The organism is Geodermatophilus sp. CPCC 205506 (genome assembly GCF_051383635.1).
In the GTDB taxonomy this organism is placed as follows: Bacteria; Actinomycetota; Actinomycetes; order Mycobacteriales; family Geodermatophilaceae; genus Geodermatophilus.
Window position 1 is genome coordinate 97,756 of record NZ_JALPKP010000009.1, and the last position, 18,773, is coordinate 116,528.

Here is an 18,773-nt window from a genome sequence, read left to right on the forward strand (position 1 = left end):
CGGGCCACCACCACGACTCCGACGACACCCTGGCGGCGCAAGGTCGGTCAACATCCGCGGGTTCGTGCTGCGAGCGCACACGCTCGACGAGCTGGTCGCGCTGGGCACGCAGGCCGCGGGGTTCCTCCAGCTTGCCGCCCATCCTCGGGGCCGAGCCCCTTGCGCGCGCCGACGCTCAGGGAGCACCGTTCCCCCACCCCAGACCGAGGGGCGCCGTCGTGGTGAGGAGCCTTGCCCGGCTCCTGGGAGGGCACGATGCACGCGGTCATCCGGCACTACAGAGGCAATTCGCAGCTGTTCGATGAGTTGGAGCGGCGGACCGACGAGGTGGAGACGGTGATCCGGAGCGTCTCCGGATTCGTCAGCTACTACCTCGTGCGGACGGAGGACGGCGGCGGGTTCAGCGTCAGCGTGTTCGAGGACAAGACCGGGACGGACGAATCCATCCGCGTGGCGGCGGACTGGGTCAGGCAGAACGTGCCTCAGGCCGCAGGGAGTCCCCCTGAGGTCATGGAGGGCAGAGTCGTCCTCCAGATGAGCAAGTAGCCCCAGCAGGTCACCGCAGTCGTTCCTTGTAGCCGAGGTTCAGACGCGCGAGTTCCACACGTGAGGTGACACCCGTCTTGGTGAAGCAGTTGCGCAGGTGGAACTCGACGGTGCGCGGGGAGACCCAGCACTGAGCGGCGACCTCCTTGTTCGACATCCCCTGGCTGACCAGCTGCGCGACCTGCAGCTCCATCGGCGTGAGCTTCGTCAGGGTCGACGGATCGCGCTTGCGAGCCGTCTCCCCTGAGGCGCGCAGCTCCGTCGCCGCACGCGTGGCGAGGGGTTCGGCGTGCAGTTCCTCGAGGATCTCCAGCGCCCGGCGCAGATGCGTGCGCGCATCCACCCGGTGCTGGGAGCGTCGGAGGAACTCGCCGTACGCGAGGTGAGTACGGGCCTGGTCGTATGGCCGGCCCCCGCGTGCGTGGTGGGCCAGGGACCGCTCGAACAGTCGGGGGGCTGCTGCCGCCTCGGCGAGGAGAGCGCGGCCGTGGTCGACGGCGGCCAGCGCCCACGGCCACCCGGTGCCCTCGGCGAAGGGGGCCAGCTCCTGGACCCAGGTGCTCGCCTCGTCGCGGCGGCCCGCGCGGACGGCGGCGTCGATCCGGTCCACCGCGGCCATGCGCCGGATGGCCGGCAGGCGCAACTGCGCCAGGTGGTGGCAGGCGGCGCTGGTGTCCCCGTCGGTGGTGGCCCGCGTCGCCTTCGCCCAGTGGGTGACGTCGCTGACGGGTCCGGCCAGGATGCCCAGCGGCTGGGTCGCGGTGACCTCCTCGACCCGGAGGAGCAGCGCGTCGTACTCGGGGTCGCCCTGGCGGGCGGCGAGCAGCGTCAGGAGCGCGAGCGGAGCGCCGGTCATCGGCGCCTGGCCTGCGCTGTCGCTGAGCGCGAGGGCTTCGCCGGCGGAGCCGGCCGCGGCCGTCCACTCGCCGGTGAGCAGCTGCGCGAAGACGAGACGCGGCAGCGCGTACAGCACGAGCATGCCGGCGCCTCTGTCCCGGCCTTCGGAGATCATCGCGGTGAAGCATGCGGTGGCGGCGGCGTCGTCACCCAGGTGTAGAGCAGCGGCCCCGAGGTTCGACAGCAGGTCCGGGTCGCCGAGGCCGACGCCGTCGGAGAGCGCGTGACGCAGGGGTGCCATGGCCGCCGCCCAGTTCCCACGGCCTGCGTCCGTCATGCCGGCGAGCAGCTGCTTGATGCACCGGGCGCGGGGCGTGTCGGTGGGCCCCACCTCCGTCGAGGGCACCGCCCCCTGCATCGAGGCACCGCTGTCCCCGCCGTAGACGGCGAGCACGGTGGCGACCGCTGCCATGTCCAGCGCGCGAACCGGGTCGTCGGCGGCGACGGCCCGGGCGGCGTGCATCAGGATGCGGTGTCCATCGGTGGCGGAGCCGAGGGTGTAGGCGATGCGCCCGCGGAGTCGGTCGATGTCGGCGCGCAGCACCCGGTCATCGGCGAGCCCCCGAGCCTCCTCCGCCAGCCGGCCGGCCTCGGTGGTCTGGCCACCGGTCCAGGCGTTGCGTGCGGCCGCGAACAGGCGAGCGGCGCGCGGCTGCTCCTCAGCGGTCAGTTCGGCCGCCCGATGGTAGGCGGCGGCCGCCGCCACGAAGCCGCCGCGCTGTTCGGCGCGGGTCGCGGCGCGTTCCAGCGCCGCGACCACGTCCTCGTCGGGCCCTTCGGCCGCGGCGGCGCGGTGCCAGGCCTGTCGATCGGCGTCACCGGGCCCACCGAGAGCCTCTGCCAGCGCCCGGTGTGCCTCGCGCCGTTCCAGGCCGGTGGCTGCCTGGTAGATCGCCGACCGCACCACCGGATGCCGGACGCGCACGTTGTCGCCGTCGATGATCAGGAGGCCGGACCGCTCGGCCTGGACCAGCGCGGACGGGCCGACCCCGAGGAGGGCGGCGGCGCGCCGGATCGTTCCCAGGTGCCCGGAGTCGTCGGCGGCCGCGACGAGCAACAGGGTCTGCACGTCTTCGGGTAGTCGGCGGCACCGCTGCAGGAACACCCGCTCCATGCCCGTCGTGAGCGGCAGCCGCGCCGGCAACGGATCGGTTCCGAGCAGCTGCGCCGGCGTCAGGACGGTCGGCAGCTCCACCAGCGCGAGCGGGTTGCCGCCCGCCTGGGCCAGAAGCCGCTCACAGACCTCCTTCGCGACCGGATGTCCTGCCCGTTCGGCGAGCAGCGCCCCGCCCGCCGCCGCATCCAGCGCGTCGAGCTGCAGCGCCGGGACGCCGTCGTGGCGGAAGGTCGTCGCGTCTGCATCCCGGGCGGCGAAGAGGAGCGCCACCCGGTCGGCGTGCAGGCGACGGGCCGCGAACAGCAGGGCGGCCGCGGAGGCCTCGTCGAGCCAGTGGGCGTCGTCCACGATGCAGAGCACCGGGCCGTCCTCGGCCGCTTCCGTCAGGGCCGACAGGGTCGCCACCGCCACCAGGAACGGGTCGACAGCGGCCCCCTCTTCCTCGCCGAACGCCACCCGCAGGGCGCGGGCCTGGGGAGCCGGGAGCCGGTCGAGCAGCGCGCGGATCGGTCGCAGCAGCCGGTGCAGCGCGGCGAAGGCCAGCGGAGCTTCGGACTCCAGTCCCTGGGTGCGCAGCACCCGGGCTCCCGCCGCGCCGGCGACCAGGTCGTCCAGCAGCGCGGACTTCCCGGCGCCGGCCTCGCCGTGAACGACCAGCGCCGCCGCCCGGGACCGGCCGGCGCCCTCGAGCAGCCCCGCCAGCTGCGCCCGCTCAGGCTCCCGGCCGTGCAGCACGGGGCGACGCTACCCGGGGCGATCGCGTCCGACGGCCACTGAGAAGCCGGTGCTTCCACGGGGGTGAGTGGCCGGCGTCAACGGCGACAGTGGACCGGCCGGCAGCACCTGCCGGCCGGAGGTGGCCCGCGGTCGCCGGACACCGGGAGACGCTCATGAACGTCGCCGTCACGGACCTCGGAACACGCAGCTGGGTCGACCGCACGGGTGGGCAGCTGACCGCAGCCGAGCGCCGCTCGCTCCTGGTACCTCTGGCACGGACCCACGCCTCCAACGCGGTCGGGCGCCTGTCGATGCTGGCCCGGCTCAACTCCGGCCGGCGCACCCAGGTGGCACCCGCCTCGCTGATCCCCCCGAACTCCGCGCTCACCCGGGCCGCGGTCGAGCAGGCGCAGCGTCGACTCAGTCCCGCGCTGCTCAACCACTCCTACCGGACCTTCGCCTTCGGTGCCGCGCTCGGCGCGCTGGAGGGGCTCACCGTCGACGCGGAGCTGCTGTTCGCCGCTGCGCTGCTGCACGACACCGGCCTGCCCGCCAGCGACAAGAACGTCGACTTCACCCACACCAGCGCCCGCGTCGCCCGCGACGTCGCCGAGGAGGTCGGCCTGTCCTCAGTCGCCACCGAGACGATCCGCACGGCCATCACGCTGCACCACAACCCGGACGTCCCCCTGGCGCGGGGCCCGGTGGCCTACCTGCTGGCGGCCGGTGCTGGTGTCGACGTCGTCGGCCTGCACTCCTGGCGCCTGCCCCCGGATCTGCTCGCCGCGGTGGTGGAACAGCATCCCCGGCTCGGCTTCAAGGGCGAGTTCGCCGCCGCGTTCCGTGCCGAGGCAGCCCGTGTGCCACGAGGGCGGGTGCAGTTCCTGCGCCGCTACGGTGCCTTCGATCTCGCCATCAAGCTCGCACCCTTCCGCGGTTGATCCGCCGCTGCTCCCGAGGACCCGTCGGGCCGATCCCCTGCCATCCCGGTGGAACCACCGGGGTGAGCACCCGGCGCCGGCAGCAGGCTCGACACCTGCCCACCACGCCCCGCACGGAAGCGAGACAGTCATGGCGACCGCCACGCACTCCGCAGAACGACCCCCGACCTCCGACGGGCCCACCGGCACCGAGCGCCAGCAGGGCAGCGGCCCCATCCGGCGGATCATCGCCGCATCACTGGCGACTGGACTCGTCGCCGCCGCCGTGGTCACCCTCGGGGTGTTCGCCGGAGCAGGGGAGCACGCCACCACCGGGTCGGCCCTGCTCGGCTTCGCACTCGGCTGGGCGATGCTGGCGGTGCTGTCGGTCCGGATGACCGACCAGCCCCAACGCTGGGCGTTCATCCCGGCCGCCGGCATGGCCGCGACCGGTCTGGGACTGCTGGTCCTCGCCCCCGAGGGCGGTGCGCTGACCGTCGCCGGCTGGGTGTGGCCTGCGGTCCTGCTCGCGCTGGCGCTCTGGATGGGCCTCCGGGTGCGCCGCTCCCTGGCCGCCGGCAGCGGCCGCTGGCTGCTCTACCCCGTCCTCGTCGTCATGTCCGCCGCAGCCGTGGGCGGCGCGGTCGAGACCGTCGCGCTCGCCTCCGCCCAGAACAGGTACGCCATGCCCGGGCGGTCCTACGACGTCGGCGGCTACGAGCTGCACCTCGCCTGCACCGGCTCCGGCGGCCCGACCGTCGTACTGCAGAGCGGGCTCGGCGAGTTCTCCTCGTCCTGGGCTCGTGTCGCACCGGCTGTCGCCGGCACCACCCGGGTGTGCGCCTACGACCGGGCGGGGCAGGGCTGGAGCGACGACGCACCGCGGATCCAGGACGGACTGCAGGCCGCCGCTGATCTGCACACCCTGCTCGACCGCGCCGGCGAGAACGGCCCGTTCGTGCTCGTCGGGCACTCGACCGGCGGCAGCTACGCGATGACCTACGCCGCCCGCTACCCCGAGCAGGTCGCCGGCCTGGTCCTTCTGGACGCCTCCGACCCCTACCAGGCCACGGCCACGAACAGCACGGCCGACCCGAGCGTCCCCGCCGAGCTCGCCGTGCTGCCCAGCCTGGCCCGGCTCGGTATCGCGCAGCTCGTCCCGGCCTCCTGGTCCAGCCTGCCCGAGCCGGCCGCGGGACAGATCCAGGCGTTCGCCACCAGCCCCCGCGGGTTCCAGAACACGGCCGACGAGTCTGCCGCCATGCCCGCGCTGTTCGGCCAGGCACAGGCGCTGACCACCCTCGGCGAGACCCCGCTCGTGGTCCTCACCGCGAGCGAGACAGCGCAGACCAACGACGGCTGGTCGGCCGCTCAGAGTCGGATGGCCGCGCTGTCCGCCAACAGCAGCCATCGGGTCGCCGACACCACGCACGCCGCTCTGCTGGACGAGGAGCACGGCGCTGAGGTCTCCGCCCGCGCCATCGACGACGTCGTTCACGCGGTGCGCAGCGGTTCGCCCCTTGCATCGGACTGACCCTGGGGCGAACCGGCCGCTGCCCGGACCCAGGTACTCCGTGAACTCCCGGAACGTGGTGGCCCCGAGGACCATCCGCTGCTGCTCGTCGTACGAGGTGAGGCGGCGCTCGAGGAACTCCGGGCCCTGCTTGCCCCATTAGCCGCCCCAGTCGCCGCCGTCGTAGGAGCCGCAGCCGTCGAGGCTGGAGAAGACGTCGAAGGTGTAGATCGCGGTCATCGTGCTCTCCTCGAGCGCAGTCGATGGGGTGTGGGAGACGACCGGGGAACACGGCGAGACTCATCGCTCTCGAAGCCGACGACCTCCGCCGGCGTCGGGAACGCCCCGTTCGAGCCGCGCCGTCCCCCGTCACGATTGGGCATCGACGCTGGTCGGCGGTCAGATCACCGGCCTACCGTCCGGACCGTGTGGCGCCGACTGGGCACGGCAGCCGCGGCGCTGGCCGTGGCGGTGCTCGTCGGCTGCACGGGACCGTCCGGCACGGCGTCGGGCGGCGCGGACGGCGGCGCCGCCGGGGGCCCGGTCGTTCCCGAGCCCGCGGCCCCGGGGGATCCCGGGGCCGCGCCGACCGTCCCGGTGGACACCGACCCCGACCGGCAGGTGGTCACGACCGCCACGGCCTCCGTCGCCGTCGAGGACCCGGCCGACGGTGCCCAGCGGGTCAGCGAGCTGGTGGGGGCCGCCGGCGGCCGGGTGGAGGAGCGCACCGAGCAGGCGGCGTCCGGGGAGGACGGGGTCGACGGCGCCGCTGCCGACCTCGTGGTGCGGGTGCCGGCGGACGCGCTGACCGGCGTCCTGGCCGACCTGGAGGACCTCGGCGACGTCGAGAGCGTGTCCGTGTCCCGCTCGGACGTGACCGCCACAGCGGTCGACCTGGACGCGCGGATCGCGGCGCTGCAGACCTCGGTGGCGCGGCTGCAGGCCTTGATGGACAGCGCGGCCACCACCGAGGCCCTCCTGGCCGCCGAGGAGGCTCTCTCCGAGCGGCAGGCGCAGCTGGAGTCGCTGCAGTCCCAGCGGGCGCTGCTGGCCGACCAGGTGGAGCTGTCGACGCTCAGCGTGCACCTGCGGCCGTTCGGCGTGGCGCCGGCCGGGGGGCCGGAAGGCTTCCTCGACGGGCTCGGCACCGGCTGGCGGGCCCTGGTCACGGCCCTGGGCGCGGCCGTCGTCGTCCTCGGCGTCCTCCTGCCGTGGCTGGCGGTCGCCGTGCTGGTGGCCGCGGGGGTGCTGGTGCCGCTCCGCCTGAAGCGGCGGCGGTCCGCGGTGGAGGCGCCGGTGCCGCCGGTGCCACCGGTGCCGCCGCAGGGCTGAGCGGGCTCCGGTGCCTCTGCAGCCTCACCCGAGGCGCAGCCAGGCGGCGTTCGAGGGGACGCCGGCTTCGTCGACGGCGAAGAGCATGTACCAGCCGGGCGGCGCGAGCGCGGCGCTCGCCGGCAGCTCCACGCGCACCTCGTCGCCGTGCTGCGCGGTGAAGGCCACGTCGACGAGTCGCTGCTCGTTGTCCGCCGAGTGTGTGCCGGCGCCAGGACGGACCAGGGACATCCACCTCAGCGGCCGGTCGCCGGTGACCGTGGCGGTCAGGTCCTGCCCGTAGCCGGCGGTGGTGTCGGAGAGACTGATCGTCGGCCGAGGCCCGCGGAAGAGGTACGGCGGCCAGTAGACCTCGATGCGCAGCTCCTCGGTCCGGCGCGCCGGGTTCGACCCGGCGGTGACCACCCGGCCGTCGGGCACGAGCACGGCGACCGAGTGGTAGAGGCGGGGCACTCGCGACGTCGCGCCGACCGTCCAGGTCCCGGCCACCGGATCGAAGATCTCGGCGTCGAACGCAGCCATCGCCGCGTTCTCCTCCATCGCCGCACCTCCGTTGACCAGCACCGTCCGGTCCGGCAGCAGGGTGGCGGTCAGGTGCATGCGCGCGGCGTGCAGTGGCGCCACCGGCTGGTAGTGCGGCGTCGCCTCGGAGAGATCCACCACCGCGGCCTCGGCCACGGCCGGGACCATGACGTGCATGTCGGAGGCGCCGCCGCCGATGATCATCACCCGCTGGTCCTGTGCCGGCGGCAGCAGCACGCTGGTCGACTGGTTGCGCAGGTCCGGGACGCTGAGCCCCGGCACCTCGGTGGTCGCTCCGGTGGACAGGTCCCACACGGAGGGGCGGACTCCGTTGTTCCCGCCGTACTGGCCGCCGGTGTAGAAGACCCGCCCGTCGGCGAGGAGCACCAGGTGGCAGTACATCGGCCACGCGCCAGGTGAGGGCAGTGGCGTCCAGGCGTCGTCCGACGGGGAGTAGACCTCCGGGACCACGGTGAGGTTGCCGTCCTGGCCGACCCCGGAGATGGCCACGACCCGGCCGTCGGGCAGCGTCGCCAGGCTCGGGTACCACCGGCCGCCCGCCATGGAGGTCGCCGTCGACCAGGCGCGGGCGGCCGGGTCGAAGGCCAGGGCGTCGCGCAACCCGTGGAAGGGGTCGTACTGCTCGGTGCCCCCCGCGGCCAGCAGCCGGCCGTCGGCGAGGAACGCCTGGCCGCAGCAGAACAGGTCGACGGGCGTGTCCGGTGCGTCGAGCACCGCGGACGGGTACCGCCACACCCGGGTCCGGAACTGGTGCGCGGCCAGCTTGGCCTCGTCGTTGCCGGATCCGGCGAAGAACACCACGTCGCCGGTGTGCAGCAGCGCGGTGTGCACCGGGTTCACCTCGGTTCCGAAGTCCAGCAACCGCCAGACGCCCCGTTGCGCCGCGGTGTCCAGGTCGGTCGTCAGCCGGGTGGCCCGGTGGTAGGCGCCGTTGCCCTGTTCCGGGTTGTCGATGGTCAGGATCACGAGCTGATGACCCGGGGACCCCTGCTCCTGCGTCACCGCGATGGATGCACCGGCGTTCTCCCAGAACGGCCAGCCGTCCACCCGGGTCCAGGGACCCCACCCGTCGACCGCTCGTCCCGTCCCGTCGAGTCCCCAGCCCACGGTGTAGAAGCCGCCGTTGTTCCCGACCGGGTTGTCGACGCAGAACACGACCAGCTCCAGGTGGCCGTCGCCGTCCAGGTCGACGACGGCTGCGCCGGCTCCCTGGTTCTCCCAGAAGTTCCACTCCGGGACGGCGATCCACGGTCCCCACCCGCCGGTCACCGTCCCGTCGGCAGCGAGCTGCCGCCCGACCCGGTAGTACCCGGCATTCGAGCCCTCCGGGGCGTCGACCATCACCACGACGAGGTCGAGCCGGCCGTCCCCGGTCACGTCCGCGACGACGACGTCCGCGCCCTGGGTCTCCCAGAACGTCCAGTCCGGGACGGCGATCCACGGCCCCCACCCGCCGGTCACCGTCCCGTCGGCGGCCAGCCGGTGACCGACCCGGTAGTAGCCCCCGTTCTGCCCGGGTGGCGCATCCACCATGAAGACGACGAGGTCGAGGGCACCGTCGCCGTCGACGTCCGCGACGGCGACCCCGGCGCCGGCGTTGGACTCGGGGAACCAGTCCGGGACCTCCTGCCACGGCGCCCACCCCTTGGTGACCGTCCCGTCGACGAACCCGGCGCCGACCCGGAAGAAGCCCCGATTGCGCCCCACCGCCTCGTCGACCGCCAGCACCACCAGGTCCGGGACGCCGTCGGCGTCGACGTCGGCGACGGCGAGGCCGGCTCCGGCGTTCTCCCACCACGGCCAGTCCGGCACTCCGATGAACTCGTCAGGCATCCCGAAACCCCATTCCGAGGGCGGTGTTGGTCATGGCGCGACGCTCACCGGCCACACGCGCAGGGGCACGTCGACCCCAGTGACATGTCACCGCTCCGCAGCGACCGGCGTCGTTCCACCAGGCTGCGCCCCGTGTGTCATCTGATGATCCCTCTCCACTGAGAGATACGCGGTGGGTGACTGCCCCCACACGCGTGGCTCGGAATGGTCGATGCAGAACCTGCTCCTCGGAAGCTCCCTCCGACTCGTTCCTCCAGTCGAACAGGACCCTGTCCGTCCAAGGAATCGTCAACTCCGACGTCGTCGCAGGAGGCTCCGGCTGCACTGCCTCCTCCGGACCCGGCGTCGGGAGCGAGCCCCCGGAACTGTTCAGCAGTGCACGGTGGATGTGGGCATGAGTCATCAGAACCAGCCAGAACACCAGCTTCCTCGCTGGGTGGAAGTCGTAGAACACCTCGATGACCTCGGAGAGAGCGTCACGCAGCGAACTGCTCTTGTCCTTCAGGGCGGCGTCGAACTCCCTGTAGGAGATCACTCTGCTCCGCTTGCCGGCTCTCGTGGTCATCTCTTCGAGGACGTTGTCGAGGCGGCCGCTGGTCAGACCTTGCAGCCGCGTCTCCTGTGGTCGCTCGAGCAAGAGGCGTTGATGTCTCTCGGGGAGACCCTCGGGTTCGGGTCATACTCGAGTCCTGCCCACCGTGCCAACGTGTCTGCGTCGGTCGCCGACCATGTGAGCATCTTCAACAACGTGTACTTGTGGCGGATCGAGGCGTCGATCCCCAGATCGACCGCCGTGAGGTCGTCCTGGAGCGCACGGAAGAGGGCCAGGGGGCCGTGAACCGGTAGATGGTCGACGAGAAGTAGTAGCCCTGCGTCGAGGACAGCCACCCCTGACCCGGCCGCACGTCCCCTCTGTGAATGGCGTCCGCCATGTTGAGGATCCGGCCGTAGAAAGCATAGGAGCGCTCATGTGCCTGGAAGAGCATGGGTTCGCACGTGCGATACAGGCGTAGGCGCGCTTCGTGGGCATGGTCACGCCTGGCCTTCTTCTCCGCACTCTCCTCGGACAGGTCGGCCGTCAATCTCACCAGAGCTCGTTGTGCTGCATTCGTGCGTGTGTTCAGCTTCCAACTGATCCCGAGACTGACGAGGACCCCCACGAGAGCAAGGCCTCGGTCGTTGCGGCGGCGATGATCGTTGCAGTTCCGGGGGTGGCTGCGGCGCTCGTCGACATCTCCCCATCCCGCTGAGTGCTGCTGACTTCTCGTGGCTCTTCGACAGCGGTGTCTCGCGACTGCTCGCCCCTTGGCCCATTCGGACCGGACGTCGTGCCGGCCGGCCACAGTCCACCCGCGCAACGTCACCGAAGCGTCACCTCGGTGTCCCATGGGCCGCCGTGGGATGTTCGGCGAGGGGACCGCTGCGCCCTCCCGACGTCGCGGTGGATCAAGGGCCCGAGACGGCGAACGAGAGCCCGGAGCCGGCCGCCGGCACGGCTCGCCACGCAGTCGGAGACGCGATCCACTGCCCGGTGACGAGGATGCCGCCCCTGACGGACGCGGGTCGTCGTCCGCACGTCTTGCGGGACTCTTGCGGGAGCGCGGCGGGCGACCTGCGGTCGGGGTTCCAGAGTCGGGGCTGCCGGTGGGGTGTCCACCGGCGCAGACCGACCGAGGAGACCCACGTGAGGACCACCTCCAGCGCGCCACCGGCCCGCCGGGCCAGGCGCACGATCGGCTCGATCGGCGTGCTGGCCGCGGCAGCGGCGGTCGCCGGTCTCGGCACCTACGGCACGTTCACCGACAGCACCACCCCGGTGGAGACCCAGGTCGCCACCGGCGTGGTCTCCATCGCCCTGAGCGAGGCGACGCACCAGGCCACGATGCCGTTCGTCGCCGGCGGCTGGGTGCCCGGGGACAGCTCGCAGCTGGTCATGGACCTGTCCAACGACGGAACCGCCGCGCTGTCCTCGGTGACGCTGGCGGTGCGGGCGACGTCGTCCAGCGTGCTGGACGGCGACGCGGCGCAGGGTCTGCAGCTCGTGCTGGAGTCCTGCTCGCTGCCGTGGGAGGTCCTCGGCGCCGGGTACCGCTGCACCGGCGACGTCGACGGCTTCTACACGGGTCCGGTCGTGATGACCGGGGCGCTGGCCGGCGCGCAGAGCCTCGCGGCCGGTGGCGTCGACCACCTGCGGGCAACGGTGGCCCTGCCGTCCACCGCCGGGAACGGCTTCCAGAACGCCTCGAGCGCGCTCGAGTACGTCTTCACGGGGGTGCAGCGTGACGGCGTCGACCGCTGACCGGATCAGGCCCGGGATGACCTGGCACTCCTCGGCCATCGCCCTGCCGTACCCGGACCTCCGCAGCGCCCTCGCGGGGCTCCGCGCGGAGATCGAACACGAGGTCGGAGGCACCGGCGGGGGGACGCCGGACTGGGACACGATGGTCCTGGTCGGACCCGTCCCGCTGGAGGAGAGCAGCGGGCGACGGTGGTTCGACTACATCCTCTCGGTGGCCTGCCGGCCCGGGAACTGACTGCGGGCCGGGCCGCCGGGCTATCGGGCCTGCCGGCCGCCGCGGTCGAGGACCCAGCAGGCGGTGATGTCGGCGGCGCGGGCGTCGCGGATCCGGGCGACGATCTCGTCGACGGTCTCCACCACGCAGTACTTCGCGCCGTCGCTCAGGAAGACGACGGTGTCGGGGTGCGCCTCGACCCGTTCGATGTCATCGGGGTCGATGCGGCAGTACTCGCCGGTGCGGCGGATGAGACCGATCATGGCGGTCCTCCTGCTGGGCGGGGCATCGGGCCCCGGCGGCGCCCTCCATCCGGGCGACCTCTGCTTCGACGGTCGGCCGGCCGCGCTTGAGCCGGCCGTGGCCGTCCACCCCGTCGGGGTGATCCGGCGTTCCTGTGGGAACGCCGACGCCGATCTGTCGGTACCCCGCGGAACGCGACCGTGCGGGCGGAGCACACCGGTGCCCTACGTTCGGGGCCATGCCCGACCTCGCCACCCGTGCCCGGACGCTGCTCGACCTGCACACCGCCCCGGAGATCCTCGTGCTCGCGAACGTGTGGGACGTCGTGTCGGCGACGGTGGTCGCCTCGACCCCCGGCGTCACGGCGCTGGCCACGGCGAGCCACTCCATCGCCGCGACGTTCGGCTACGAGGACGGCGAGAACATCCCGCTCGACCTGCACCTGGACATGGTGGCGCGCATCGTCGCCGCGGTGGACCTGCCGGTGACCATGGACATGGAGGCCGGCTACGGCGACCCGGGCGAGACCACCCGGCGGGCCATCGCCGCGGGGGTGGTCGGCGGGAACCTGGAGGACGGCGGCCGGCCGCTCGAGGACGCCGTCGGCGCGGTCGAGGCGGTCCTGGCCGCCGGGCGGGACGCGGGCATCGACTTCGTCCTCAACGCCCGGACCGACGTCGTCCTCCACGCCGCCCGGGACGCCGACCGGAGCGACCTGCTGGCCGAAGCGGTACGGCGCGGCCGCGCGTACCTCGACGCCGGTGCACCGGTGGTCTTCGTGCCCGGGGTGGTCGACCGGGAGGAGATCGCCCTGCTGGTCGACGGGCTCGGCCGCGGCCGGCTGTCGCTGCTCGCCGCGCCGCGGCTGAGCCCGTCGGTGCGGGAGCTGCAGGACCTCGGCGTGGCCCGCGTCTCCACCGGGCCGTTCCCGCAGCGCGTCGCGCTCACCGCGCTCCAGGACTGCACCGCAGAGCTCGTCGCCGGGGGCACGCTGCCCCCGGACACCCGCCGGCTGAGCTGACGCCGTGCCGCCCGCGTCCGAACGGCTGACCTGGACGGCGGGCGTCGTCGCCGCGCGACCGGGGGAGCGGGTGCTCGAGGTCGGCTGCGGCCACGGCGTGCTCGTCGCGCTGCTGGCCGAGCGGGCCGGGCAGGTGCTGGGCGTCGACCGGTCCGCGACCATGATCGCCGCGGCCGGCCGCCGCAACCGCCCCGCGGTCGAGGCCGGCCGGGTCGGGGTCCAGGCGGCCGCGCTGCGCGATGCCCACCTCGGTGCCGAGCCGTTCGACGTGGTCGTGTCCGTCAACGTGCGCGCGTTCTGGGACGCCGACGCGGCGACGACGTGGGACGTCGTCTCCCGGGTGCTCGCGCCGGACGGGCGGGTGGTCGTGGCCTTCTCCCTCATGACGCCCGGCGCCGACGCACCGGTCGTCGACGCGGTCGGCCGGCTCGCCGCCGCCCGCGGGCTCCGGCTCAACGCGGTCCACCACGGCCGCACGGCACCCATCCCGTCGGTCGCGATCGAGGTCCGCCGCCTCTCCTCCTGACCGGTCGCGTGTCGTCCCCCGTTGGGGGGAGACGACCGGGCACCGCTCAAGGCCGGCCGGGACCGGGTCGATCACCCGCTCAGGTGACGCCCAGAACCGTCACCGCCCAACGTCCCCGGAGTGGGAGGAGGAGATGGTCGTGGCCGAGCAGTCCGTGCTGGTCGTGGAGGACACCGAGGAGATCAGGGAACTGGTCTGCACGGTCCTGCGCAGGGCGGGGATGGACGTCCGCGCGGTCCCCACCGGTGCCGAGGCGCTGGTGGAGGTCCGGCGGTCGGCGCCCGACGTCGTCGTGCTGGACCTGGGCCTCCCGGACGCCGACGGCACCGAGATCTGCCGCCAGATCCGCGCCGAGAGCGAGTGCTACGTCCTCATGCTCACCGCCCGCGCCGAGGAGGTCGACCTGCTCATCGGCCTCGCCGTCGGGGCCGACGGGTACATGGCCAAGCCCTTCTCGCCGCGCGAGCTCGTCGCCCGCGTGCAGGCGATGCTCCGCCGTCCGCGCGTCCCGGCCCCCCGGCCGGCGCCCGCCGAGGAGTCGATCCGCCGCCTCGCCGAGCTCGAGGTGGACGAGGACAGCCGCGAGGTGCGGGTGGACGGCGCCGTGGTCGACCTGACCCGCACCGAGTTCGACCTCCTGGCCGCGCTGGCCTCCCGTCCCGGCCGGGTGCTGCAGCGGGAGACCCTGCTGCGCGAGGTCTGGCAGACCGACTGGGAGGGCAGCGTCCGGCTGGTCGAGGCGCACATGTCCAACCTCCGCCGGAAGCTGCAGGCCGCCGGCCTGAGCACCCCCGAGATCCGCACGGTGCGCGGGGTCGGCTACCGCCTCGTGGCGTAGTTCCCCCGGCACAGCACAGCGGGCCCGGACCGAGTGATCGGTCCGGGCCCGCTGTGCTGTGCCGGTCAGCAGCTGAGGTTCTTCGACAGCGCGGAGCTGGCCGTCCACTTGTAGGTCGTCAGGGTGTCGATCGACAACTTCAGCGAGGTGGAGATGTAGTCGGCGTCGGCGTTGGCGCTCATCGACGTCGAGTTGGCGCCCTGCTCCATGACGAACGTGTAGCCGTTGCCCAGGTGCGCCGTCATCAGGTAGCCCTGGACGTCGGGCGTGGTGCTGCGGGTCCAGCTCGCCGTCGCGTAGAGCTCGGTGTCGACGGTCGTGGTCGTCGTGGTCGTCTCGTTGGTGCCCGGGCCGGCGACGGTCGACGTCGTGTTGCCGTTCTGGTTGGTCCTGGTGCCCTGCGACGACGAGGTCACCGAGTAGGAGCGGGTCGAGGTGGCCCCCGTCACCGGGTCCCGGTACACGGTGTGCCGGGTCTCGGTGCTCGTGACCACGCAGTAGCTGTCCACCTTGACGTTGGTGGGCGGCTGCACCGTGAGGGTTCCGACGGTCGCCGTCACTGCCGGTGCGCGGTCGTCGAAGGCGGCGTTGGCCGGGAGGGTGGCGGTGACCAGGACGGCGAGGGTGAGCGTGAGCAGGGCCAGGGCGCGGCGCGTGGTGGTCACTGCTGGTCCTCCGTCTCGGTGCGGGATCGGGTGTCGCTGTCGGTGTCGACTGTGCCGGGGAAACCGCAGGTCCCCCGCCGTGGAACCGCAAGATCTGCGCAAGGCCGGCCGGGCTACCGCTGGCCGGCGGCCGCCGGCGCTGCCCGGCCGGCTGTCATGACGCCTGCTCGTCGGTGTCGTCGTCGGTGGGGTCGGTGGTGGGGCGCCAGATGGTGAGCAGGAGCCAGGCGGCGAGCAGGGCGGGGGCGCCGTAGACGAGGGTGGCGCTGAGCCAGGGGGTGCGCAGGGCGGTGATCAGGTGTCCCAGCTCGGGGATGACGGCCTGGACCTGGTAGGCGGTGTCGCCCTGCAGGACGGCGGTCCAGGGGTCGGTGTGGTCGTTGGCGTCGCCCTTGGTGGTGACGGTGACGGTGCCGTCGGCGGCGTGGTCGACGGTGACCACGCGGTGGGTGACGACGCGGTGGTCGTCGATCGGGATGTGGTAGCTGATGATCATGCCCTCGGTGACGTCGGCGACGGCCAGGGGCGTGGTGATGACGACGTCGCCGGGGTCGATGGCCGGGGCCATCGAGCCGGTGAGCATGGTCATCGTCTGGTAGCCGAACACGTGCGGGCCCAGGGCCAGGCCGGCGAAGGCCAGGACGGCGAATCCCACCAGTGCCCGGGTGGTCCAGCGGGCGGTGGCCGCGGCGGCCCGGCGCAGGACGGGCGCGGTGCTGCGGCCGGCGGTGGCGGGGCCGGTTCCCGGGGGCAGCGTGCGGGCTGCCCCCGGGGCGGTCAGGGGGAGGACGGCGGTCATGGGAGCTTCTCCGGGGGTGTGGTCGGCGACGTTGTCGACGGGGGAGGTCAGCGGGCGGCGGCGGCGCGCTGGACTCCGGAGAAGGTCAGGCTCAGCGTGGCGGACTTGTTCTGGAAGGTGTTGTCCGCGCTGGTGGGCAGCGTGAGGGTGTAGACGAGGTGGTCGGTGCCGCCGGGGTTCAGGCTGGCGGCGGCGGGGAGGGTGCGGTTGCCGACGGCCGGGCCGGTGCTGATCTGGGTCGGCGTGCCCGAGCAGGTGTAGGTCGGCGCAGACGCGGTGCCGCCCTGGGTCCAGGGCACCGGGCAGGAGCTGAGGGTCAGCTGCAGGCCGTTGAGGGTGTCGGTGGTCAGCACGCTGGGAGCGGGGGCGGCCACGCCGAGGCTGACCGAGGAGAGCGCGGAGTTGCCGTCGTTGATCAGGGTGACCGCGCGGGTCATCGTGTCGCCGGGGACCAGGCCGCTGGCCGAGGTGGTCAGGGCGGTGCCGGAGCTGAGGTTGATCGAGACCGTGCCCGACTGCACCTGGGTGGAGATCGGGGTGGTCGAGTCGGTGAAGGTGCCGAAGGTGCCCAGGCCGGCGACCGCGGCGGCGGTGCCGATGACGGCGAGGGAACCGACGATCTTGCGGGCGGTGGTGGTGCGGGCCGTGGTGCTCATGTCCGGTCGTCTCCTGTGTCCGGCCCGGAGCGGGGTGCTCCCGGCGACACAGACGACTCTGGCCAGCCAACCGCAGGCTCCCCGCCCGCCAACCGCAAGAGATCCGCAAGATGAGGTGATCCCCAGCGACCGCCTGATCGGCGGGCCGGCGCGGCGGCCGACTCAGGCGCCGGCGACCGCGTGCAGCTCGGCGACGAGGTGGTGGGCGAGGATGCCACGCCGGGCGTCCGAGGCGATCGCCCGGCAGACGGCCGCCACCTCCGGGTGCCCGAGCTGCGCGCTGGTCCCGGCGAGGGTGGTGGAGGCCCAGGCCACGGCGGTGGTGTCCCCGGTCCGGGCGCCGTCGGTGATGGCGGTCAGCCGGTCGGGCAGCGCACGGGTGTAGAGCTCCTGCAGGTGGTCCATCACGTCGGCGTCGAGGTCGTCCCTGGGCAGCTCGGCGCCCGGGGCCACCGAGGATCCGTCGGCGGGCTCCACGGCAGGGGGAGCGACCCGGCGGCGCAGGCAGTCCAGGAGCAGCTCGGCGCCGGTCGTCCGGGGCAGGCAGGCCAGCGCGCCGGCGGCAAGCGCGGCCCGCCGGGCCTCGGCCGTGGCCTCGTCGGTGACGACCAGGAGGTGGGCCCGGCAGCCGGCCATCCGCAGGCGGCGGAGCAGCGCGGGCCCGTCACCGGCAGGTCCGTCGAGGCCGGCGACGACCAGGTCGAGATCCAGCCGGCGGGTCATGGCCAAGGCCTCGCGGCTGCCGGCGGCCTCGTGCACGGCCCAGCCGGTCAGCATCAGCAGCCGGGCGATCCGGGCGCGATCGGCGGGGTCGGCGTCGACGACCAGGGCGCTCAACACGTCAGGACCCCCGAGCGGACCGAGACGGCCGTCCAGCCGTAGCTGGTGAGCGTCGTGATCGTGAACCTGGGCTGGTACTGCAGGTGCGACGCGTCGGCGGAGTCGAACACCTCGTCGGCCGTGGCGTCGGTGCGGGCCATGACGTAGGACGCGCCGTTGTTCAGGTGCGCCGTCACCACGTACCCCGTGACACCCGGCGACGTGCTCCGCCACCACTCGATCTTCGCCTGCACCGTCGTGGTGACGGCGCCCGTGGCCGGGTCGGTGGTCGTGGTGCAGAGGCCCTTGGCCTCGACCTGGTTCGGCGGCTGGACGGTGATCGTGCCGACGGTCGCGGTCACCGCTGGTGCGCGGTCGTCGAAGGCGGCGTTGGCCGGGAGGGTGGCGGTGACCAGGACGGCGAGGGTGAGCGTGAGCAGGGCCAGGGCGCGGCGCGTGGTGGTCACTGCTGGTCCTCCGTCTCGGTGCGGGATCGGGTGTCGCTGTCGGTGTCGACTGTGCCGGGGAAACCGCAGGTCCCCCGCCGTGGAACCGCAAGATCTGCGCAAGGCCGGCCGGGCTACCGCTGGCCGGCGGCCGCCGGCGCTGCCCGGCCGGCTGTCATGACGCCTGCTCGTCGGTGTCGTCGTCGGTGGGGTCGGTGGTGGGGCGCCAGATGGTGAGCAGGAGCCAGGCGGCGAGCAGGGCGGGGGCGCCGTAGACGAGGGTGGCGCTGAGCCAGGGGGTGCGCAGGGCGGTGATCAGGTGTCCCAGCTCGGGGATGACGGCCTGGACCTGGTAGGCGGTGTCGCCCTGCAGGACGGCGGTCCAGGGGTCGGTGTGGTCGTTGGCGTCGCCCTTGGTGGTGACGGTGACGGTGCCGTCGGCGGCGTGGTCGACGGTGACCACGCGGTGGGTGACGACGCGGTGGTCGTCGATCGGGATGTGGTAGCTGATGATCATGCCCTCGGTGACGTCGGCGACGGCCAGGGGCGTGGTGATGACGACGTCGCCGGGGTCGATGGCCGGGGCCATCGAGCCGGTGAGCATGGTCATCGTCTGGTAGCCGAACACGTGCGGGCCCAGGGCCAGGCCGGCGAAGGCCAGGACGGCGAATCCCACCAGTGCCCGGGTGGTCCAGCGGGCGGTGGCCGCGGCGGCCCGGCGCAGGACGGGCGCGGTGCTGCGGCCGGCGGTGGCGGGGCCGGTTCCCGGGGGCAGCGTGCGGGCTGCCCCCGGGGCGGTCAGGGGGAGGACGGCGGTCATGGGAGCTTC

The 18,773-nt window shown here is 73.4% G+C and carries 19 protein-coding genes; 10 read left to right on the top strand and 9 right to left on the bottom strand.

Annotation, left to right across the window (positions count from 1 at the left end):
• Positions 1-255 precede the first annotated feature (255 nt).
• A complete protein-coding gene (locus MY520_RS07450; RefSeq protein ID WP_436691448.1) occupies positions 256-546 on the top strand; it encodes a hypothetical protein in 291 nt (96 codons plus the stop codon).
• Positions 547-556: 10 nt separating this feature from the next.
• Here MY520_RS07450 and MY520_RS07455 read toward each other — a convergent pair whose 3' ends face one another.
• Positions 557-3,295 carry an AAA family ATPase gene (locus MY520_RS07455; protein WP_436691449.1) on the bottom strand — a complete coding sequence of 913 codons (2,739 nt, stop codon included), beginning with the start codon at positions 3,293-3,295 and terminating at the stop codon, positions 557-559.
• 155 nt (positions 3,296-3,450) lie between these two features.
• Between MY520_RS07455 and MY520_RS07460 the strand changes: the two genes are divergently transcribed.
• From MY520_RS07460 to MY520_RS07470, 3 genes are all read left to right on the top strand, one after another.
• Positions 3,451-4,218 (top strand): HD domain-containing protein, encoded by a 768-nt coding sequence (locus MY520_RS07460; protein ID WP_436691450.1) that lies wholly within the window; start codon positions 3,451-3,453, stop codon positions 4,216-4,218.
• Positions 4,219-4,348: 130 nt separating this feature from the next.
• On the top strand, positions 4,349-5,731 hold the full coding sequence (locus MY520_RS07465; protein ID WP_436691451.1) for an alpha/beta fold hydrolase: 1,383 nt from the start codon (positions 4,349-4,351) through the stop codon (positions 5,729-5,731).
• A 405-nt stretch (positions 5,732-6,136) separates the two neighbouring features.
• On the top strand, positions 6,137-7,042 hold the full coding sequence (locus MY520_RS07470) for a DUF4349 domain-containing protein (protein ID WP_436691452.1): 906 nt from the start codon (positions 6,137-6,139) through the stop codon (positions 7,040-7,042).
• Between the two features lie 24 nt (positions 7,043-7,066).
• On the opposite strand, the gene MY520_RS07475 is transcribed toward MY520_RS07470, so the two are convergent.
• Entirely contained in the window at positions 7,067-9,418 is a 2,352-nt protein-coding gene (locus tag MY520_RS07475) for a galactose oxidase-like domain-containing protein (RefSeq protein ID WP_436691453.1), read from the bottom strand.
• 394 nt (positions 9,419-9,812) lie between these two features.
• On the opposite strand from MY520_RS07475, the gene MY520_RS07480 reads away from it, so the two are divergent.
• The 3 genes from MY520_RS07480 to MY520_RS07490 all read left to right on the top strand — a co-directional run bounded on the left by MY520_RS07480 (position 9,813) and on the right by MY520_RS07490 (position 11,952).
• The gene (locus tag MY520_RS07480) at positions 9,813-10,256 is read left to right on the top strand and encodes a hypothetical protein (RefSeq protein ID WP_436691454.1); all 444 of its coding nucleotides are present in this window, start codon (positions 9,813-9,815) and stop codon (positions 10,254-10,256) included.
• Between the two features lie 846 nt (positions 10,257-11,102).
• A complete protein-coding gene (locus MY520_RS07485; protein ID WP_436691455.1) occupies positions 11,103-11,717 on the top strand; it encodes a hypothetical protein in 615 nt (204 codons plus the stop codon).
• A 16-nt stretch (positions 11,718-11,733) separates the two neighbouring features.
• Positions 11,734-11,952: a hypothetical protein gene (locus tag MY520_RS07490; RefSeq protein WP_436691456.1), complete on the top strand. Its 219-nt coding sequence runs from the start codon at positions 11,734-11,736 to the stop codon at positions 11,950-11,952.
• Positions 11,953-11,972: 20 nt separating this feature from the next.
• On the opposite strand, the gene MY520_RS07495 is transcribed toward MY520_RS07490, so the two are convergent.
• On the bottom strand, positions 11,973-12,194 hold the full coding sequence (locus tag MY520_RS07495) for a flagellar FlbD family protein (RefSeq protein ID WP_436691457.1): 222 nt from the start codon (positions 12,192-12,194) through the stop codon (positions 11,973-11,975).
• A 218-nt stretch (positions 12,195-12,412) separates the two neighbouring features.
• Here MY520_RS07495 and MY520_RS07500 point away from each other — a divergent pair, with 218 nt between their 5' ends.
• The 3 genes from MY520_RS07500 (at position 12,413) to MY520_RS07510 (ending at position 14,559) form a co-directional block, all read left to right on the top strand.
• The gene (locus MY520_RS07500) at positions 12,413-13,195 is read left to right on the top strand and encodes an isocitrate lyase/PEP mutase family protein (RefSeq protein ID WP_436691458.1); all 783 of its coding nucleotides are present in this window, start codon (positions 12,413-12,415) and stop codon (positions 13,193-13,195) included.
• A 4-nt stretch (positions 13,196-13,199) separates the two neighbouring features.
• On the top strand, positions 13,200-13,721 hold the full coding sequence (locus tag MY520_RS07505; protein WP_436691459.1) for a class I SAM-dependent methyltransferase: 522 nt from the start codon (positions 13,200-13,202) through the stop codon (positions 13,719-13,721).
• A 133-nt stretch (positions 13,722-13,854) separates the two neighbouring features.
• Positions 13,855-14,559, top strand: coding sequence for a response regulator (locus MY520_RS07510; RefSeq protein WP_436691460.1), 705 nt, complete (start codon positions 13,855-13,857; stop codon positions 14,557-14,559).
• Between the two features lie 65 nt (positions 14,560-14,624).
• On the opposite strand, the gene MY520_RS07515 is transcribed toward MY520_RS07510, so the two are convergent.
• From MY520_RS07515 to MY520_RS07540, 6 genes are all read right to left on the bottom strand, one after another.
• A complete protein-coding gene (locus tag MY520_RS07515; protein ID WP_436691461.1) occupies positions 14,625-15,224 on the bottom strand; it encodes a hypothetical protein in 600 nt (199 codons plus the stop codon).
• A 154-nt stretch (positions 15,225-15,378) separates the two neighbouring features.
• Complete coding sequence (locus MY520_RS07520; RefSeq protein ID WP_436691462.1) at positions 15,379-16,023, bottom strand: signal peptidase I; 645 nt, start codon at positions 16,021-16,023, stop codon at positions 15,379-15,381.
• 47 nt (positions 16,024-16,070) lie between these two features.
• Positions 16,071-16,679, bottom strand: a complete 609-nt coding sequence (locus tag MY520_RS07525) for a TasA family protein (RefSeq protein ID WP_436691463.1) — start codon at positions 16,677-16,679, stop codon at positions 16,071-16,073.
• 162 nt (positions 16,680-16,841) lie between these two features.
• Positions 16,842-17,519 carry a response regulator gene (locus MY520_RS07530; protein ID WP_436691464.1) on the bottom strand — a complete coding sequence of 226 codons (678 nt, stop codon included), beginning with the start codon at positions 17,517-17,519 and terminating at the stop codon, positions 16,842-16,844.
• Positions 17,513-17,965, bottom strand: coding sequence for a hypothetical protein (locus MY520_RS07535; RefSeq protein ID WP_436691465.1), 453 nt, complete (start codon positions 17,963-17,965; stop codon positions 17,513-17,515). Before MY520_RS07535 ends, MY520_RS07530 begins: the two co-directional genes overlap by 7 nt.
• A gap of 154 nt (positions 17,966-18,119) precedes the next feature.
• Positions 18,120-18,764, bottom strand: a complete 645-nt coding sequence (locus MY520_RS07540) for a signal peptidase I (RefSeq protein WP_436691462.1) — start codon at positions 18,762-18,764, stop codon at positions 18,120-18,122.
• Between the last annotated feature and the right edge of the window lie 9 nt (positions 18,765-18,773).

Bases quoted from the DNA above. Each gene is read 5' to 3' on its own strand.
- MY520_RS07480 (WP_436691454.1), top strand. From the start codon at position 9,813: ATGAGTCATCAGAACCAGCCAGAACACCAGCTTCCTCGCTGGGTGGAA.
- MY520_RS07460 (WP_436691450.1), top strand. From the start codon at position 3,451: ATGAACGTCGCCGTCACGGACCTCGGAACACGCAGCTGGGTCGACCGC.
- MY520_RS07500 (WP_436691458.1), top strand. From the start codon at position 12,413: ATGCCCGACCTCGCCACCCGTGCCCGGACGCTGCTCGACCTGCACACC.
- MY520_RS07540 (WP_436691462.1), bottom strand. From the start codon at position 18,764: ATGACCGCCGTCCTCCCCCTGACCGCCCCGGGGGCAGCCCGCACGCTG.
- MY520_RS07465 (WP_436691451.1), top strand. From the start codon at position 4,349: ATGGCGACCGCCACGCACTCCGCAGAACGACCCCCGACCTCCGACGGG.
- MY520_RS07475 (WP_436691453.1), bottom strand. From the start codon at position 9,418: ATGCCTGACGAGTTCATCGGAGTGCCGGACTGGCCGTGGTGGGAGAAC.
- MY520_RS07520 (WP_436691462.1), bottom strand. From the start codon at position 16,023: ATGACCGCCGTCCTCCCCCTGACCGCCCCGGGGGCAGCCCGCACGCTG.
- MY520_RS07495 (WP_436691457.1), bottom strand. From the start codon at position 12,194: ATGATCGGTCTCATCCGCCGCACCGGCGAGTACTGCCGCATCGACCCC.
- MY520_RS07450 (WP_436691448.1), top strand. From the start codon at position 256: ATGCACGCGGTCATCCGGCACTACAGAGGCAATTCGCAGCTGTTCGAT.
- MY520_RS07510 (WP_436691460.1), top strand. From the start codon at position 13,855: ATGGTCGTGGCCGAGCAGTCCGTGCTGGTCGTGGAGGACACCGAGGAG.
- MY520_RS07490 (WP_436691456.1), top strand. From the start codon at position 11,734: ATGACCTGGCACTCCTCGGCCATCGCCCTGCCGTACCCGGACCTCCGC.
- MY520_RS07525 (WP_436691463.1), bottom strand. From the start codon at position 16,679: ATGAGCACCACGGCCCGCACCACCACCGCCCGCAAGATCGTCGGTTCC.